General features: G+C 61.3%; 13 protein-coding genes. 2 read left to right on the forward strand and 11 right to left on the reverse strand.

Annotated features, from left to right (window positions below; translation table 11 throughout):
• Positions 1-2 precede the first annotated feature (2 nt).
• From AC19YQ_RS06570 to cbiE, 11 genes are all read right to left on the reverse strand, one after another.
• Positions 3-2,117: a TonB-dependent receptor gene (locus tag AC19YQ_RS06570; RefSeq protein WP_500594819.1), complete on the reverse strand. Its 2,115-nt coding sequence runs from the start codon at positions 2,115-2,117 to the stop codon at positions 3-5.
• A 165-nt stretch (positions 2,118-2,282) separates the two neighbouring features.
• A complete protein-coding gene (locus AC19YQ_RS06575) occupies positions 2,283-3,659 on the reverse strand; it encodes a PepSY-associated TM helix domain-containing protein (RefSeq protein ID WP_500594820.1) in 1,377 nt (458 codons plus the stop codon).
• A 142-nt stretch (positions 3,660-3,801) separates the two neighbouring features.
• Positions 3,802-5,847 (reverse strand): TonB-dependent copper receptor, encoded by a 2,046-nt coding sequence (locus AC19YQ_RS06580; RefSeq protein WP_500594821.1) that lies wholly within the window; start codon positions 5,845-5,847, stop codon positions 3,802-3,804.
• A gap of 97 nt (positions 5,848-5,944) precedes the next feature.
• Entirely contained in the window at positions 5,945-6,316 is a 372-nt protein-coding gene (locus AC19YQ_RS06585; protein WP_500594850.1) for a DUF2946 domain-containing protein, read from the reverse strand.
• 48 nt (positions 6,317-6,364) lie between these two features.
• Positions 6,365-6,859, reverse strand: a complete 495-nt coding sequence (locus AC19YQ_RS06590; protein ID WP_219262795.1) for a copper chaperone PCu(A)C — start codon at positions 6,857-6,859, stop codon at positions 6,365-6,367.
• A 50-nt stretch (positions 6,860-6,909) separates the two neighbouring features.
• Entirely contained in the window at positions 6,910-7,308 is a 399-nt protein-coding gene (locus AC19YQ_RS06595) for a DUF2946 domain-containing protein (RefSeq protein WP_339474750.1), read from the reverse strand.
• A 111-nt stretch (positions 7,309-7,419) separates the two neighbouring features.
• The gene (locus AC19YQ_RS06600) at positions 7,420-7,710 is read right to left on the reverse strand and encodes an addiction module antidote protein (protein WP_500594822.1); all 291 of its coding nucleotides are present in this window, start codon (positions 7,708-7,710) and stop codon (positions 7,420-7,422) included.
• 3 nt (positions 7,711-7,713) lie between these two features.
• The gene (locus AC19YQ_RS06605; protein ID WP_500594823.1) at positions 7,714-8,016 is read right to left on the reverse strand and encodes a type II toxin-antitoxin system RelE/ParE family toxin; all 303 of its coding nucleotides are present in this window, start codon (positions 8,014-8,016) and stop codon (positions 7,714-7,716) included.
• Between the two features lie 48 nt (positions 8,017-8,064).
• Complete coding sequence (locus AC19YQ_RS06610) at positions 8,065-8,793, reverse strand: cobalt-precorrin-6A reductase (RefSeq protein WP_500594824.1); 729 nt, start codon at positions 8,791-8,793, stop codon at positions 8,065-8,067.
• Positions 8,790-9,887 (reverse strand): cobalt-precorrin-5B (C(1))-methyltransferase, encoded by a 1,098-nt coding sequence (locus AC19YQ_RS06615; RefSeq protein WP_500594825.1) that lies wholly within the window; start codon positions 9,885-9,887, stop codon positions 8,790-8,792. Before AC19YQ_RS06615 ends, AC19YQ_RS06610 begins: the two co-directional genes overlap by 4 nt.
• Positions 9,880-11,091: a precorrin-6y C5,15-methyltransferase (decarboxylating) subunit CbiE gene (cbiE, locus tag AC19YQ_RS06620; protein ID WP_133078760.1), complete on the reverse strand. Its 1,212-nt coding sequence runs from the start codon at positions 11,089-11,091 to the stop codon at positions 9,880-9,882. The genes AC19YQ_RS06615 and cbiE overlap by 8 nt, the downstream gene beginning before the upstream one ends.
• A 205-nt stretch (positions 11,092-11,296) precedes the next feature.
• Here cbiE and AC19YQ_RS06625 point away from each other — a divergent pair, with 205 nt between their 5' ends.
• On the forward strand, positions 11,297-11,857 hold the full coding sequence (locus tag AC19YQ_RS06625; RefSeq protein WP_500594826.1) for a hypothetical protein: 561 nt from the start codon (positions 11,297-11,299) through the stop codon (positions 11,855-11,857).
• Between the two features lie 105 nt (positions 11,858-11,962).
• Positions 11,963-17,221, forward strand: coding sequence for a dermonecrotic toxin domain-containing protein (locus AC19YQ_RS06630; protein ID WP_500594827.1), 5,259 nt, complete (start codon positions 11,963-11,965; stop codon positions 17,219-17,221).
• Positions 17,222-17,257: the final 36 nt, after the last annotated feature.

The following is a 17,257-nucleotide window of genomic DNA, read 5'->3' on the forward strand; positions in this document are numbered from 1 at the left end:
GGTCAGAAGGCGTAGTCTGCGGTCACGAAGAGCGAGCGCGGCTCGCCCATGATCCATTGCTGGCCGTTATTGTATTGGGTTACGGCGTACTGGCGGTTGAACAAATTGTTCAGGCGCAGCCCCAGGGTGGTTCCCGGCAACGCTTTCCAGCTGACGGTGGCGTCTACCACGGTGTAGCTCGGCAGCTCGACGTTGTTGGCCATGTCGGCATAACGCGAGTCGACATAACGCACGCCAGCCCCTGCGTTCACGTCATCGGTAACGGCCTTGCTCAACCATAGGTTGGCAGTGCGACGGGGTACGTCGGTGGGGCGATTGCCCTTGCGCGATACCCCTTCGTCATCGAATGTGTCGTATTGCGCCCGCACCACCGAGGCATTGGCCTGCAACTGCCAGCGGTGGGGCAGTTGCAGATCAAGGTTGGCTTCCAGGCCACTGGAGGACTGCTCGCCGACTTGCTGTGATTTGCCCGGATTGTTCGGGTCGGACGTGATCAGGTCTTTCTTGACGATGTGATACGCCGCCACTGTCCATTCGCCGCGCTGGTCCCAGAACATCTGCTTGAAGCCGATTTCGGTCTGGCGGGCGCGGGCCAGGTCGAAGACCTGCTCGTCCGGGTACAGGCTGATCAGCCCGGCCACCCCATCAACGCTGGTGGCCTGCTGTGCATAGATCGACATGTCCGGCGTCAACTCATACACCAGTCCGACTTTCCAGCTGTTGGCCGACAGGCTGCGGTCGCTGCGCGTGTCTTTGACCAGATCATTGTTGTCCAGGTGCACGATGTCGCGCCGCACTCCCGTCACCAGCGACAACTGATCCGTCAGCTCGGTGCGGTTTTCGGCAAACAGCGAGACCTGCTGCGTGGTGGTCTTGAACTGGTCGAGGTACGGCGAGCGGCTTTCGAACTGGCCACGATCCGGGTGGTACAGGTCGATCGGCTGGCCGTTGTTCACATCGGTGTACGGCGAGTTGCTGTGCAGGTTGAAGTGGATACGGTTGTAGTCCGCCCCCACCAGGGTTCTGCTTTTGAGGCCGAACAGGTCGTGGTTGAGGGTAAAGGTCTGGCGGTCGCCGACCTGTTCCTGCTCATGTTTGATGCTGAAGTAACCGCTGCGCAGCAAGGTCTGGCGGTCTTCATTCCAGGCATGGCGCTCGGCGTTCTGCCAGCGGCGCTGGGCCTTGAGGTAATAAAGCTCGTTGCTGGCGCTGAGGTCGTCGCTGATCTGCCATTCGGTGTTCAGGCGCGTCCACTGGTCGTTGTAATGCAGCTTGGCATCGCGCACGTTGTAGTTCTTGTCGCGCAGGCTCTTGTGATAACGGCCATTGATCAGCGGCACACCGAAGTCGTTCTGCGGCTCCTGGTCGCCGTAGTCGTGGCTCAGGGTGAATGCCAGGTCGTCGTTGGCCTGCCAGCGCAGGGCGGCACTGATAAAGGTGTTTTCGGAGTCGCCGTGGTCGATCCAGCCATTGCTCTGCGTGTGGTTGATGTTCAACCGGTAGCTCAGGGTGTCGGTGAGCGAGCCGCCGCTGTCCAGCGCCTGTTGGCGGGCATCGTAGGAGCCGTAGCCCAGGCGGACATGGTTCTCGATTTCACCGCTGAAGGGTTTTTTCGGGATCACGTTGATCACCGCGCCGGTGGCACCTTCGCCATACAGCACCGAGGCCGGGCCGCGGAGCACGTCGATGCGCTCCACCGACCAGTCGTCCACCGGGAACGTCACGGTGCCTGCGCCGCTGTACATGCGAATCCCGTCATACAACTGCATCACCGAACCCTGGCCCACAAAGCCCCGGGCCGAGTACGACGAACCGCCGTTGCCCGGTGTGCCGGTGTTGCTGATGCCGGTGGTACGGGTCACGGCGTCCTGCACACTGCGGTCACCACGGGCACGGATTTGCGCACCGGTCAGGCTTTCGACGCTGGCCGGTGTCTGGAGGCTGTTGAGGTTCAGGCGCGAACCGGCACTGGTGGCGGTCTTGAGGTCGATGCTTTCACGATCGACTTCAGGGGCGGTAATACTCGCGGCTGGCAATATCAGGGAAGGGGCACTGTCATCGGCTTGGGCGCTGTTCATCGCCAGCAGGCAGAGGCTGGAAAAAAGGTACGTGTTCATCGGGGCAGTGAGTCGCTTATTTCAAGAGGTGTCCCCGCTGCCTCCTGGCGGCGGGTGATGGAGCTTAAATTAATTTGTTATACAGTAACACTTATATCGGGTGTGATACTGGCGTTCCATTATAGCAATGGCTCTGGAATGCGCCTCTCGGATGCCTCATGCACATTATGAGAGGTGCTCACGTGGGCGTTTATTGCGGATCAACAGCAGCAAACGATCAAGCACCCACACCGCAACCAGGGAAGCGGCTACCAGCGGGAACACAATTGCCAGGGCGAGCATGATGACCACGCCGGTTTTCCAGGTCGGCAAATCGTGACGCAACGGCGGTACGCCCAGGCGACCTTGGGGCCTGCGCTTCCACCAGATCACCAGGCCGCTGACCGAGCTGAGCAGGATCATCAGGCACACCACCAGGATTGCGATCTGGTTCAGCGAACCGAAGAGTTTGCCCTCGTGCAGCATCACGCCCATTTCAGTGGCGCGGGCGACAGGGCCGTAGTGCTGCCAGCGCACATCCGCCAGCACCTGGCCTGTGTATTGATCAACATGCAGGGTGGCATCGTTGCGCGGGTCGTCGGCGAAGACGGCCACGGTAAAGACGCCGGTGGCGGTGGTTGGCAGCGTGATGCTGTAGCCGGGTTCGACCTTGCGTTCGATGGCAGTGTTGACCACGTCCTGCAACGTGATGCCCGGTGCCGCAGGGCCGCTTGGCATGGCGCCGTGGCCCATGTGTTCGGCGTGGGACCCGGAGACCGGCATCGGCGTATTTTCCAGCGCCCAGGGCACGGTTTGTCGAGTGGCGGTGTTGAGGCTGCGGGCCTCAACATCTGACGTGGGTACGTTGTTCCACATCGCTGCCGGGAACTGGTTCCACACGTCGGCGTATTGCTTGCCCCAGAAGCCGGTCCAGGTCATGCCGCTGATCAGCATGAACAGCAGCAGGGCAGCGCCCCAGAAACCGGTCACGGCGTGAAAGTCGCGCCACAGCACGCGTCCGCGACGGCTCAGGCGTGGCCACAGTATCCCGGCGGCCGACTGCCCCCTTGGCCACCACAGGTACAGACCGGAAACCACCAGCACCACGCCCCAGCCTGCAGCCAGTTCCACCAGCCGGTCGCCGAGGGTGCCGATCATCAGCTCGCCATGCAGCGCCCGGGCCACGGCTTGCAGGTTGAGCTTGGCGTCTTGCTCGCCCCGTATGGCGCCGCTGTACGGGTTGATAAACACGTTGAGCTCACGCCCGCCGTTGTGGAGTACGAACTGAGCACTGCGTTCAGGATTGATCGGCGGCAGGTACTGGCTGATGTGGCCTTGTGGATAAGCGGCTTTCACGCGGTTGAGCTGCTCATCGGCGCTGAGGCTGTGATGGGCCGGGGTGACGTTGAGCAGATGGTTGTACATCAGGGAGTCAAGCTGGGGCTTGAACAGGTAGATAATCCCGGTCAGCGCCAGCAGGATCATGAAGGGGGCGACAAACAGCCCGGCATAGAAATGCCAGCGCCAGGCCAGGTTGTAGAAAGACGGTGTTGGTTGGCTCATGTGAGCGGCTCCGCAAGGTTGCATTGTTTATTTTTTAGTGTGGGAGCGGGCTTGCTCGTGATGCCGGCAGCGCGGTCGGTCTGGCTGCCCGCGATGATGCAATCGCGAGCAAGCCCGCTCCCACAGTGGGTGGCGACTTGCGTCAGAAACTCACATCCACCTTGGTCCACAGCGTGCGGCCCGGTTCATTGATCGCCCTCGGGTCATTGGCCGGGTAGCCGTAACCGGCGTTGCCCGCCATGTTCAGGTGCTCGCTGTAGTTTTTATCCAGCAGGTTGTCGACGCCGGCGCTGACCTTGAGGTTTTTGTTGATGCGGTAGGCGCCATTGAGCGAGAACACGCCAAAACCTGCGCTTTTGTCGAAATCCTTGCCCACTACGTTGCCCGCATTGCGGTCGATACGGCCCTGGGGTGCCACCACCCGCCACAAGGCGCCTGCACTCCAGTCAGCTTCGCTGTAGGTCAGGCCCAGACGGGTATCCAGCGGCGGCATTTGAGGCAATGCCTTGCCATCGCTGGTGTTCTTTCCCCAAGCGTAGGCCAGGGTTGCGTCGGCTTTCCAGTTGGAGGTCAGTTGATAAGCCGCACCCACTTCACCGCCCATGATCCGGGCGTTGATGTTTTGCGCCTGAGAGTAGCCCTGGGCGTAGTCGAACAAGATGTAGTCCTGGACTATGCCCGCGTAGGCCGATGCCCAAGCTTCCAGATTCTGGGTTTTGTATTGCAGGCCCACGTCCAGCTGGGTGGTTTTTTCGGGCTTGATGGCATCGAACGCGTTCACCGAACCGGCCGGGCCCGAGCTTGGGGAAAACAGTTCCCAATAATCCGGGAAGCGTTGGGTGTGGCCCAGACCTGCGTACAGCGTGGTCGGGCTGTCGGCCAGGTCGTGCTCATAGCGTACAAAGCCGCTGGGCAGGGTGTCGGCTCGGGTTTTGTCCAGGGTCGGGTTGGGTTTGCTCATCATCCCCGAGCCCAGGCGCGCCCGGTAATCCTTGGCAGAAGCTCGGTCCAGGCGGGCGCCGCCGATTACCCGGTCACGCTCGGCGGCGTACCAGGTCAGTTCGCCAAAAGCACCGTAGTTGTGGAAGTCGGCGTCTTTGCTCCAGTTCTGATCCTTGTAGGTGTCGATGCCCATGCCAGAGCGTTTGCGGTGTTCGTTGGTCTGCGCATCGATACCGCTGATCAACTGGTAGTCAGCCCAGCGCCAGGTGGCCTTGACCCGTGCGCCAAGGGTTCGGCGGTCGACGTTGGACGCCATCATGCCGGTGCCCGACGGGGTGCGCAGGGTGTAGTTGTCCATCACATGGTCGGCGTAGTTGTAGTAGACCTGAGCTTCGATCTTGTCGAGAACGTCGCCGATATTGGACTTCTCAAAGCGCAGCCCCAGGCTTTCCCGCTTGTACTGGCTGCCATCCATCCCGCGGCCTGCAGAGCGGGCTTCGCCATCGCCCTTGCCGGCGGTCAGTTCCAGCAGGGTGTCGGCGTCCGGGGTCCAGCCGAGGGCGATATCGCCGTTCCACTTGTCGTAGCGCGAGGGCACGGTGTCGCCATTGCCGTCTTTGTAGTCGTCGGCATGGGCGGTGTTGCCGATCACCCGTACATAACCCAGCGGCCCCCCGGCGGCGGCATCGATGGTTTTGTCGAAGCGGCCGTTGGAACCGGCCAGCAGGCTGGCGTTGACCCGTGTGCCCAGTTCGCCGAAGTGCTCGGGCTCACGCTCGAACAGGATGGTGCCTGCGGATGCGCCAGGGCCCCAAAGCACTGTTTGCGGGCCTTTGATCACGGTGAGCTTGTCGTAGGTTTCGGGGGAGATATAGGACGTTGGCGCGTCCATGCGGCCGGGGCAGGCACCGAGCATCATGCCGCCGTTGGTGAGGATGTTCAGGCGCGAACCGAACATGCCGCGCAACACCGGGTCGCCATTGGTGCCGCCGTTGCGGATCAGGGCGAAGCCGGGGATGGTTTTCAGGTAATCACCGCCATCGCTGGCGGGCACCGGCTGGCGCGGATCTTTGGGGTTGGTGACGACGGTCAGGGGCGAGCTGGGCGCGACGGCGGTGATCACCAGCGGGCTCAATTCATGGGGGTGCCCGGCCTGTTCGTCGGCCACGGCGGTGGACGCCAGAATTGCGCAGCTCAGGGTGCCAAGGGCAAAAGGTAAACGGGAGGCAGCAGTAAAACGGGACATAAGCATTCCAATATTCAAGCGAATACAACACGGCCACGCACCTGCGGCTGTCTAAGCAGCGCCTGCAGGTTGGCCGGATGAAGAGTTGTGTCGGTGCTTAAAGGAATACAGGCGGTGCGCGGGAGCGGGCGCCGGGGAAGACCGGTTGCCGGGCATGGCCCAGGCGGGGGTTGGCAGCCAGATAGCTGTTGAGTGTTGGCGCGCTGTGAAGGGCCAGGTCGGGCGTGCCGGGCAGTGCCGGGCAACTGAACAGCAACGTGCAGTAGCCGCACTTTGCCCAGATGGCATGGTGGTCGGTGGAGGGTTGTTTATGTTCGGCGTGCGCAGACATGTCCATGCCCATATCCATCGACATGGGCATTGGCATGGAGTCGTGATGATCCATCGGCATCGACTGGGAAATCAGCGGGCCGATAAAGATCATCAACATGGCAAACAGGCTCAGCCAGCTGCCGCGAATAGGCGGCATGGTGTGCCTGGCGCGAGGTTCGCGCACGGGGTTCAGAAACCTTGGCCGTTAGTGGGCGTGCATGTGTTCCATGCTGTCGGCCGGGGCCTGCTTCTGCACATTGACCTCAACCGGTACGGCGCCTGCCTTTTCAAAATGCAGGGTCAGCGGGAAGTGCTTGCCGTCCTGCAGCAGGCTGCGGTCCTTGAGGCCGAACATCATCACGTGGTACGCCATGGGCGCAAACGTGACGGTGCCACCGGGCGGCACGTCGACGCTGGCCACGGGCAGCATTTTCATCAAGTCGCCCTCCATCACGTGCTGATGCAGTTCGGCTTTATCGGCAATGGGCGTGTCGACGCTGACCAGGCGGTCGGCGCTGCTACCGGTGTTGTGAATGACGAAATAGGCAGCCACGGTCGGGGCGTTGGGCGGCAGCTCTTGCGACCAGGGGTGGGCGATTTCAAGGTCGCCGCTTTTGTATTCATGGGCGTTGGCAAAACAGGCAGGCAGCAACACAGCCGCCGCGATCACGACGTGCTTGAACAGGGAAAGGTTCAACATGGCAATTCTCCGGAACGATTCAAAACGCAAAGGGGTTGCGAGGATGAAGATCAGACCAGGGGTGAGGCGCGGGGGTTGAGGCTCGGCCATTGCTGGCGCGGGGTGGGGCGTTTGAGGTGATCGGGGACCAGGCTGTGGCCGTGCTCGATGGCTGCAAAATACAGCGAGGGAACATGCGCGGGCAACGCCACCAGCGGGGCTGCGCCTGAACAGCACCAGCAATGCTGCATGGTGGAGTGTTCGTCTTTCTGGCTGTCGCCGGCGTCAAGCTTGCCCAGGGAAACGGCGACCATCTTGGTGCCGGTGGAGGTGCAAAAGCTGCTCCACATGAATTGCTCGGTTGCAGCGTTTTTGACGTCACCCATCGCGCCGGCCGTCGACATGGCGAGCATGTTGAACAGCACTGCAAAGCAGGCGATCCAGGCAAATGCAAACCGTTGTCGGGACATGAGCAATTCCATGAGTGAAGCGATCAGGCGGCTATTTAGCCTGAATGATCGGCGTAAGTAAAAAGAGCAGGTGTGGCGAAGTGTCGCTGATCAGCCAAAGCACACTGGTTTTTATGCAGCTGTGGCGTGCAGTTTGAGACCCAAGGCCTTCATCACTTTGATAATAGTCGTGAACTCAGGATTGCCCTTGCTGCCGAGCGCCTTGTACAGGCTTTCGCGGCCCAATCCGGTCTCGCGGGCAATTTGGGTCATGCCCTGAGCACGGGCGATATCGTTGAGTGCAGCGCGAATCAAGCTGCCATCGCCCGGGTCTTCCTCGAAACAGGCGTCCAGATATGCCGCCATCTCTTCAGGGGTTTTCAGGTAGTCGACGGTATCGAAGCGGGTAAGTTGCTCGGTCATGGTTCAGTCCTCATTACCCAGTGCGTGTGCCATTTGTTTTGCGCGTTTGATGTCTCGTGACTGGGTGGTTTTATCGCCGCCAAGTAGCAGCAGATAGATCACTTCGCCTTTTCGGGTGTAGTAGACCCGATACCCGGGGCCGCAATGAATCCTCATCTCGTAAACATGCTCACCGACAGGTTCGCAGTCTGCAAAATGCCCCATCCCTGCCGCTCTGAGACGAGCAAGAATGCGGGCCTGGCCGGTCTTGTCTTTCAGTGCGCCCAGCCATTTGGCAAACGCAGGTGTTTGTTCGAAATTGATCATGATGCCGATCGTATCTTTAAGGATACATCATCGCCAGCGATTACACATTCACAAATAACTTCCCCGCGCCAACGCCTCCAGCACGTCCTTGGTCGTCAAAAAATCCCGATCCACCTGTGGCAACTCCGGCCGCTTGAGGATCAACACGGGCACCCCGCGTTCACGGGCCACTTCCAGCTTGGGCTCGGTGGCGCTGCTGCCGCTGTTCTTGCTGATCAACACATCGATCCGGCGCTGCTCGAACAAGGCGCGCTCTTCGTCGATCAGGAACGGGCCCCGTGCGCCGATCACTTCGCAACGCTCATTGCCCGGATAGACGTCGAGGGCGCGCAAGGTCCAGAACTGCTGTTCGGGGATCTCATGCACATGCTCCAGCGGCTCGCGCCCCAAGGTAAACAGTGGGCGCTTGAAAGGCTTGAGGGCTTGGACCAGTTCGCTCCAGTGCGCCACTTCGCGCCAGTCATCATCCGGTTGCGCAACCCACGCGGGGCGGCGCAAGGCCCAGCACGGGATAGTGCTGGCGGCCGCGGCGAGGGCCGCGTTCTGGCTGATTTGCGCGGCGTAGGGGTGAGTGGCGTCCAGCAGTAAATCGATACCCTCGTCGCGAATGTATCGGGCCAGACCTTCAGCGCCGCCATAACCGCCCACCCGTACCTCGCAGGTCAGGTCCGTCGGCACCCGGCCTGCACCGGCCAGGCTGTAGACATGTTGCGGGCCCAGGGTGCGGGCGATGGCCAGCGCTTCGGTGACGCCACCGAGCAACAGTATCCGTTTCATGCAAAGGCTCCTGCGTGGCCAACGATCCCGCCCTGACGGTCGATGGCAAACACTTCAATCTGCACCTGGGCAGGCACCACACTGCGGGAAAAATCCAGTGCGTGCTGGCACACCGCATCGCCCAGCGCGATACCTGCCGCGCTGGCCATCGCCAGGGCTTGCTGGCTGGTGTTGGCCTGACGAATCGCCTCTTGCAGCGCCTGGTCTGCACCTATGTCGGCGGCCCACCGGGCCAGTTGTGGCAGGTCGATGCTGGAGTGACGGCTGTGCAAGTCCATATGCCCGGCAGCCAGCTTGCTGATTTTTCCGAAGCCGCCGCAAATGCTCAACTTATCCACAGGGACTTTGCGCAGGTGCTTGAGTACCGCGCCGACAAAGTCGCCCATTTCGATCAGGGCGATTTCCGGCAGGTTGTACACCCGGCGCATGGTGTCTTCGCTGGCATTGCCGGTGCAGGCGGCGATATGCAGATAGCCGTTGGTTTTGGCCACGTCGATGCCTTGATGGATCGAGGCGATATAGGCTGCGCAGGAAAACGGGCGGACAATGCCGCTGGTGCCCAGGATCGACAACCCGCCGAGAATGCCCAGGCGCGGATTCATGGTTTTCAGGGCCAGGGCTTCGCCGTCCTGCACGTTGACGGTCACTTCAAAGCCGCCGTTGTAATTCAGCTCGCTGGCCAGTTGCTGCAAATGGTCGGAGATCATCTTGCGCGGCACCGGATTGATCGCCGGCTCGCCCACGTTCAGCACCAGCCCCGGACGGGTCACGGTGCCGACACCGCGTCCGGCGACAAAACCGATACCCGGTTCCGGGCGCAGGCGCACCCGCGAGTACAGCAGTGCGCCGTGGGTGACGTCCGGGTCGTCGCCCGCATCCTTGATGGTACCCGCTTCGGCGCCGTCTTCGCTCAGGCGGCAGAACTCCAGGCGCATCTGCACTTTTTTACCCTTGGGCAAGGTGATTTCCACCGCGTCGTGGCTGGCGCCGCCCAGCAGCAAGCGGGCAGCGGCCAGGCTGGTGGCGGTGGCGCAGCTGCCGGTGGTCAGGCCACTGCGCAGCGGAGCGGGTTGTTCGCCGGTTTCGTCACGCATCGAGGGGTTTGGTCACGTCTAGAAGAGTAATGGGCAACGCCTGGCGCCAGGTGTCGAACTCGCCCAAGGGTTGTGCCTGGGCGATGTGGACCCGCGTCAGCTCACCGCCGTGGCGCTCACGCCAGCTCATCAAGAGCATTTCACTTTGCAGGGTGACGGCATTGGCCACCAGTCGCCCGCCGGGCTTGAGCTGCTGCCAGCACGTGTCGAGCACACCTTCGCGGGTCACGCCGCCGCCGATAAAAATCGCGTCCGGGCGCTCCAGCCCTTCAAGGGCTTGCGGGGCCTTGCCACGAATCAGTTGCAAGCCGGGTACGCCCAGGGCATCGCGGTTGTGTTCAATCAATTGCTGGCGTCCGGTATCCGCTTCAATCGCCAGGGTGCGGCAGCTGGGCCAGGTGCGCATCCACTCGATGCCAATCGAGCCGCTGCCCGCGCCCACGTCCCAGAGCAATTGGCCGGGCAAGGGGGCAAGGCGGGCAAGGGTGATGGCGCGCACATCGCGCTTGGTCAGCTGGCCGTCATGGGCAAAGGCGCTGTCGGGGAGCCCGCCGGTGCGTGACAGCGGCTGGGCGCTGTCGTCGGCCAGGCAGTCGATGGCAATCAAGTTAAGGGCGGCGATGGGCGGGTCGCTCCAGTCATTGGCACTGGCTTCTACCCGTCGTTCCGCAGGGCCGCCCACGTGTTCCAGCACATGCAGGCGGCTGGGGCCAAAGCCGCGTTCGCGCAGCAGGGCGGCGATGGCGGCCGGGCTTTTACCGTCATTGCTCAAGACCAGCAGGCGTACGCCGCTGTGCAGGTGCGCGTTGAGGGCGGCCACCGGGCGGGCCACCACAGACAGCGTGACCACGTCCTGCAGTGGCCAACCCAGGCGAGCGGCCGCCAGCGAGAAGGATGACGGTGACGACAGCACTTGCATCTCATCGCTGGCAATCACTCGCGCCAGGCTGGCGCCGACCCCAAACAGCATCGGGTCGCCGCTGGCCAGAACGCAGACCGGCTGGCCGCGCAATGCCAGCACCGGCGCCAGGGAAAAGGGACTTGGCCACGCTTGGCGTTCGGCGCGAATACAGGCGGGCAGCAGGTTGAGTTGACGCTGGGCGCCGAACACCGTGGCTGCGCCGAGCAAGGTGCGACGCGCATTTTTGCCCAGCCCGCTAAAGCCGTCTTCACCGATTCCCACAATTGTTAGCCAGGGCGACATGCCAATCCTCTTGTTCAACGCCAAATGTTCCATCCGCCAGCGGGTCTGCATGGCCCGTGGAATCAGGCCGCATGATAGCGCGCCTTGGCCCGCAGGTGCCTTGTGCATACGCCCCACTTGGCGGGTGGTGCATAGGTAGCGCCAGTGTCAGCGGTTTGTGCGCCAAGTTTTGCGCCTACTTCACGGCAAGGATCAGGAGCAGACCATGGACGATGCCACGCCCACCGACGATTGGGCCGCAGTGTTGCAAGAGCGTTTTTTGAGCGATCTGGCGCGGGTTGAGGCCAGCGAGCAGTTGACGCCCGGGGAGCGGGCCTGTTTGCAGGAGGTCATGGAGCTGCAACCCAGGGAAGTCCACCGGCTGATGATTGCCGCACAAGGGGGCCCGGCAGCGGATCTGGCCGGTTTTTTTATCGTGCTCCAGGCCAATAACAAGGCATTGAGTGTGTTCATGTTTTCACCCGTGGCGGGGCTGGAAAAATTTGCCAACGCCCCGGCCTTGCGCGCGGCACTGGAGCAGCGTCTGGCGGCCCCGGCATTGCGTGAAGACATCCTGCGCTTTGTGCCGATCGAGGTGCGCGAGAGCCTGACCCTGGGGCATCCCTTGAATACCTGTTATCGCTGCCGGACGATTGAAGAGCTGCGCAGAAAGTTTGTCAGTGATCCGGTGTTGCGCTCGGACGTGATCTTGATGAATGCCGATTCCGTGGCCTTGCTCATCACCTGGCTGGGTTATTTCAAACCACAAGCCGGGCTCACGATGTGACACCTGCATAGCTATGTAGTGCCTGTTCTTGTCGAGTGCGCGATAGCGTTCCAGCTCATTGCCTGGGTGCCCGCAGGGTTGCCCGTCACCCTATCGAGATCAGCCATGAACGCGACTACTCGACCGTTTTATGCGGCGCACGCCCTGCAAGATCTGTTTATCAAATGCCTGTCAGAGGCTGAGTCCTCGGGAGACATCAGCGGTGCAGAAAAACACTGGTTGAGCGGGGTGTTGCTGGACGAAGCCGCACGCCTGGCCGCGCCGGTCCCCTTGCATGTCGACCAGCTGTTCCTGTCCCGCCACCAGAGCCGCCCAGTGCTCTGGGCAGGTGCTCTTGTGCTCAGGCAAGACCTGGCGCCGGGCAGTGAAGTGTTCGTGTTCACCCTGGCAGGCAAGCTTGAACGGTTCGCCAGCGAAGCGCAGTTGTGTCAGGCACTTGAGCAACAGCTGGACGAGCCCTCACACCAGGACGCGGTATTGCGCTTCACCCCGGTGCACGTGCGCGCACAGTTGCGGCAAACCGGCGCGCTGACCCTCGAATGTCGACGCCTGGCATCGCCCGTGATGCAGGGCGTCAGCCAGGCCGTGAGCGATTTTTTAACCCGTTGCCAGGAAGAGACACTGGCCAGCCTGGTGAGCATGCCGTCGTTGCGTTCGGTCCTGGATACTCAACTGGGCATGGCGTTGGCGCTTGAATTCAAGGTCCAGGAGCTGGATGCCCACAGCATTCAAGTGCGCAGCACCCGGATCGATGCAATGCCTGTGCAGGAGGGCGATGTCACCACCCTGAGCTTGAGTGCAGTGGCGCTGGATTTTTACCAGAAGGGCCAGCTGCCTGCCGGGTACAGACGAGAGTTTTTGGGCCTGCCTGCCAATGACTCCGCGCCAGTTTCCAGCGCCAGTGAGGTCCAAAGGCGCATCACGCAGGCCATGACACACGCCTCGGAGCACCTGTCGAGCCGTTTTCAGCAGGCCCTCCACGCCTATTGGCACGAGGTGCAGGGAGCTAGCCCCAGCCTTCATGACTACTGCGTTGCGCGCCTTGGCGATCTGTTCTTTCAACAAGGGTTACAGGCGCTCTGTGACGGTGATCTGACGACTGAACAATTCGAACGGCTGAAGGCGGTAGGCAAGCGTAATGAATGGGCACAAGCCGCACGCCTGTCGGTGTTTGATGCCAACCTCGGTGAGGTGGCGCTGACGGGGCTGTTTTGTGTGTTCACGCCGGGGCTGAGCACGGCGGTATTTTTGTTTGGCGGTGCGTTGGGGCTGAAAAAACAGGACACGCGGGCCCGGCTCAAGACCTGGTTGCTGTCAGCGCTAAGGACGCCCGCGACCTTTGACACCGTGGCCCGGCATGCCGCCCTTGATCAACATGGGTTCCTGGCCGGGATGTCGCAGCCCAGGCTCAGTGTCGAGAATATCGACCACGATGTGTTCGATCAGTGCGTGCAGTCGATCCGTGCCACGCAGTTGAGGAATTTCAACTTCTTGCTGCAGCAATGGCGGGCCGGGCGTTCGGTGCTGGCGAGCATTGATCATGGGCTCGACGTGCGTGAACAGGTGGATCACGGCCTGTTGGCGCTGAGCAGTAAAGGGCGCTGGAGCAGCCGCTTTGTGTCACAGGGCAATGGCTTGACGCTGACCCATCGTGGCAACGGTGGGCAACTGGATCTGCTGGGTCTGAAACTGCCGGTGATCCAGGCCCAGCTCGATATTCTGCTGCGTCATTGGCCAGGCCCGCGCTCGTTTGCCAAGGCCCGACTGCTGGAGTCCCTGAGCCGTGTGCGCCACGGTTTGCTGGATATCGACAGTCTGGTGGTGCAGGCGTTTGACCAGGAACCCGAGCAAACAGGTGAGCCAGTGCGTTCGGTTGCGCTGGTTGATGCGCTGCTGGATCGGGTCACGGGCAACCAGCCATTACCCGGCAACCCCGCGCATCTTCGGCTGGGCATCACCTCCAAAGTCAGTGACGAAATAAAACCACTGAAGACCTTTGGCGGCACCAAATTGCTGACGGTTCTGGATCATGCCGCGCAGGATTTCGTTGCGCGGTTCAAACAGCAACTGCACGATTTTCTCGTTGAGCCCTACAGTGCCCTGAACCCCGATTCGCTGCTGCTACGCCTGGCCACGTTGCGCCTGGTCATGCTGCGTGCCGAGTTGCGGCTGGCGGGTCATCTTGAGCCGTCCGATAGCGGGCTGCTGCGCACTGTGCTGGATTATCCGGTTAGCGCCCGGCGCCCGGCTGTCGAGCAATTTGTGCCCGAGGTGTTCGCGGTGTTTTTGTCGTTGAGCGATGTTTTGGGCGTGATCAACCTGGTCAGTTGCCTGTTGTTTACCGAGCGTGGCGGGCTTGAGTCGGCGAATGCCGGTCGTGCCATTCTCTGGACCCCGGCGCTGGGGTTTGAACGGTTCGACTCACTGGACCAATGCACTCAACGGCTCGAAGCGCGATTGATGGACAAGGCGCTGCGCTGGGATTTGCTGGCCAACGTGAGCATGGGCGAACAACCCCGGATCGTCACCTTTCTGAACGACACGCGGCCCTGGAAAGTACCCGGGCACAACCAATGGTTTTACTTTGAACCCATTGAGCAGGACTTTACCCGGCACTGTCAGAGAGCGGCGTTGAACAAGTTGCTGGTGGACGTGCAGTTCGCCTGCAATCTGGCGCGTTCAACGCCACTGTCGGCGCAAGGTTTTGAAAACAGCCTGCAAAGTGTATGGCGTCAGGTCAGCGCCGGGGTGGTGCAGGATCGGGTGGCAGAACTGGCCCGTCTTCACGTGTTCAGGGCGAGCCTGCCCGGTTGGCTCAGGAACGCTTCGCCCGCCGACCAGCTCGAATACGCCAACCTGCTTCAGCGCTTTGAACGGGCAGGTCAGGCCAGTCAAGATTACTTGCACGACATTCCCGACATCACCGCGTACTCGCGCTCGCAGCTCAAGGCTCGCCTGTTGGCGGACTTTCCCGGCCAGGCCCTGGATCCGGACGCCATTGAAGTCACCCTGCACACCTATATCGGCGCCCCGGTGCCGGTCGGGAGCACGCCGTCATTTCTGGCCGCGTCGACGTCTGTCTCAACCCAAACCCTGACCCAGTTTGCGTTAAACGGTTTTTACCGGCTCAACGCGGGCGCTGTCTTCGTGCGCACCAAGGGTGACGGTCAATTGCCGGGAGCATTGGGCGCCGAGTATGTGCGCCAGCTCACCCGGCAACTGAATATTGGCGCGCACTTTCAAGCGCTGCTCAAAACCCGGCTGGCCCCGGGCAATGCAGGTGTTGCCTTGCGCCAGCAGCAGTTTGCCGAGCATCTGTGGTTGCAGGTGATGGAGCAGGCCTTGAGAGAACAACTGACAGATCCCCGGTGTGAAACGGCTTATCGCTACCTGCGTCACGTCATGGGCAGGCCCGATGGTACTGCCCGCGAACCCTTGAATGGGGTGGCAATCATCATTCGGCCTCTGGAGCTTGTTGCCGACACGGGGCGCGAGCCGGACCGGGTCAGTGGCGTGTACCTGATCGGGCCACAAGCGCCGCAGGCTGGTCCTCACATTCTGTGGGTCAACTACAGTGCGCGCTTCTCACTCATGACTTTCGCCAGCGAAGCGCAGGTACTGGAGCAGTTGCGTACCGACGCTGATTTACAGGCCCTGGTCGTGCAACGAATCGCGCCCCTTGAGCGTAAAACCTATGCCGAGGGCGGCTTCATTGAGCCCCACTTGCCACGGTTCGAGAGCGGCTCTGTCGGGAGTTTTTGGCCCGCCGCCGGGCCAGTGACCCTGGCCAATCGTCCCATCGCGGGCAACCTGTTCAATGAGATGTACAAGGACAATTACCACTTGCTGCTGGACATGGCGGCCCAGCAGGCAAAAACCACCCAGGAGCAGGACTGGGAGTCGCTCAAGTACTTGTTGTCGTTACTGGTGGAGACGGCGCTGATGTTCTTGCCGGGCAGACTCAGTATTCCCCTGGTGGTCTGGCAAGGTTTGGGGGCGCTCAGCCAGGGGGTTGAGGCCGCGCGCAAAGGGGCATGGGGTGAGTCGGTGGACGAATTTGCCGTGGCGCTGATGTTGATGGCCACCCATCGACGCCAGGCCACCCAGACCATCGAAATCGCGGCTCAGGAGCCTCCGACAGCGCCTGGGACCGTTCCCCTTACCCCGGAGCAAGAGGCCGGGCTCATGCCATTCCAGGCCAATGAGGTGGCCCTGGTCGAGTTGCGCAAAGACCCGCTCACCCAGCTTTACCGCGACCCGCGCACGGGCTTCGATTATGTGCAGCTGGCCGGTCGGGTCTTTCGTTTGCAGGCCTGGCGAGAACGCTGGCGTATTTATATCGGCGAGCAGCGTGAGGGGCCGTTGGTGAAGCTTGGCGCCGGGCAGCAGTGGGTACTGGACCTCGAAGAACCACTGTTGGGTGGAGGCCCGGTGCTCTCCAGAACCATCATGGGCTCCCATGCCCTGGCCTATGAAATGAACGCCATTGGCATGGACAGCATTCAACGGCGTTTTCCCGACAAGGCCCTGCAAATACGAGAGGCCCACGGGCAGGCAAACACCTACCTGCAACGCTGCCAAAGCGCACTGCACACACTGAACGATCCCGGTGCGCAAAATGCCGACAACCGCGAATACCTGGAAGACTTTTTTGACGTGGAGCGGGTGGAACAGGACGTGCTCGACCGTCTGCAGGCGGTGATAGAACCCATGAACACACGGTTTTTACACCCCGACCTGTCCCCCCTGACGTCAGACAAGTACGTGGTGTGCACATCCCGGTTTACGGATAACACCGTCTCCTTTATCAACCGCGCCGATCCGCTCAAGCGGGTGTTTCTGACCGACAAGTTCTTCACCACCGTGTTTGATCAGCCCTATGCGTCGAGCCACCCCTACTTGAAGTCGACCGTTCCACCGTTCGAGGTCAACACCCATTACCGTGCCTGCTTTATGTTGCACGAGGTCAGCCATCAAATAGTGGACACCGAAGACATCATTTACTTGAACCCGGGTTTTCCTTACACCGATCTGCTGGATGAGAAGACGCCTTACGGCAGCCAACTTAAAAACTTCACTGAAACCATCCAGAACTGCCACTCACCCTACGTGGGCGCGGAGAATTTGTTTCAGCAATTCGATTCAAATACCCAAAGCTGGAGGGATATCCCCAGCGGTCCGGCCAAGCAATTGGTTAAAAAAATCGCCGGAGCAAGCACCTTGGCCCAAGCCCGTTCGGTGTTCACCCATGACCCCTTGAAGCGTGTTGATCTGATGCTGGCCAATGCCGATACCCTGGTCTTGCTGATCACCGGGCTTGGGCGTGAGCATCCGATGTCACCAGAGGCATTGATGGCAATGTAGGCATTCCGTCCGGCAGGCTTTTCATGCACTCGTCCA

This window comes from Pseudomonas sp. MF06569 (assembly GCF_059862735.1).

Bases quoted from the DNA above. Each gene is read 5' to 3' on its own strand.
- AC19YQ_RS06575 (WP_500594820.1), bottom strand. From the start codon at position 3,659: ATGAGCCAACCAACACCGTCTTTCTACAACCTGGCCTGGCGCTGGCAT.
- AC19YQ_RS06630 (WP_500594827.1), top strand. From the start codon at position 11,963: ATGAACGCGACTACTCGACCGTTTTATGCGGCGCACGCCCTGCAAGAT.
- AC19YQ_RS06580 (WP_500594821.1), bottom strand. From the start codon at position 5,847: ATGTCCCGTTTTACTGCTGCCTCCCGTTTACCTTTTGCCCTTGGCACC.
- AC19YQ_RS06585 (WP_500594850.1), bottom strand. From the start codon at position 6,316: ATGCCGCCTATTCGCGGCAGCTGGCTGAGCCTGTTTGCCATGTTGATG.
- AC19YQ_RS06625 (WP_500594826.1), top strand. From the start codon at position 11,297: ATGGACGATGCCACGCCCACCGACGATTGGGCCGCAGTGTTGCAAGAG.
- AC19YQ_RS06615 (WP_500594825.1), bottom strand. From the start codon at position 9,887: ATGCGTGACGAAACCGGCGAACAACCCGCTCCGCTGCGCAGTGGCCTG.
- AC19YQ_RS06595 (WP_339474750.1), bottom strand. From the start codon at position 7,308: ATGTCCCGACAACGGTTTGCATTTGCCTGGATCGCCTGCTTTGCAGTG.
- AC19YQ_RS06605 (WP_500594823.1), bottom strand. From the start codon at position 8,016: ATGATCAATTTCGAACAAACACCTGCGTTTGCCAAATGGCTGGGCGCA.
- AC19YQ_RS06570 (WP_500594819.1), bottom strand. From the start codon at position 2,117: ATGAACACGTACCTTTTTTCCAGCCTCTGCCTGCTGGCGATGAACAGC.
- AC19YQ_RS06610 (WP_500594824.1), bottom strand. From the start codon at position 8,793: ATGAAACGGATACTGTTGCTCGGTGGCGTCACCGAAGCGCTGGCCATC.
- AC19YQ_RS06590 (WP_219262795.1), bottom strand. From the start codon at position 6,859: ATGTTGAACCTTTCCCTGTTCAAGCACGTCGTGATCGCGGCGGCTGTG.
- cbiE (WP_133078760.1), bottom strand. From the start codon at position 11,091: ATGTCGCCCTGGCTAACAATTGTGGGAATCGGTGAAGACGGCTTTAGC.
- AC19YQ_RS06600 (WP_500594822.1), bottom strand. From the start codon at position 7,710: ATGACCGAGCAACTTACCCGCTTCGATACCGTCGACTACCTGAAAACC.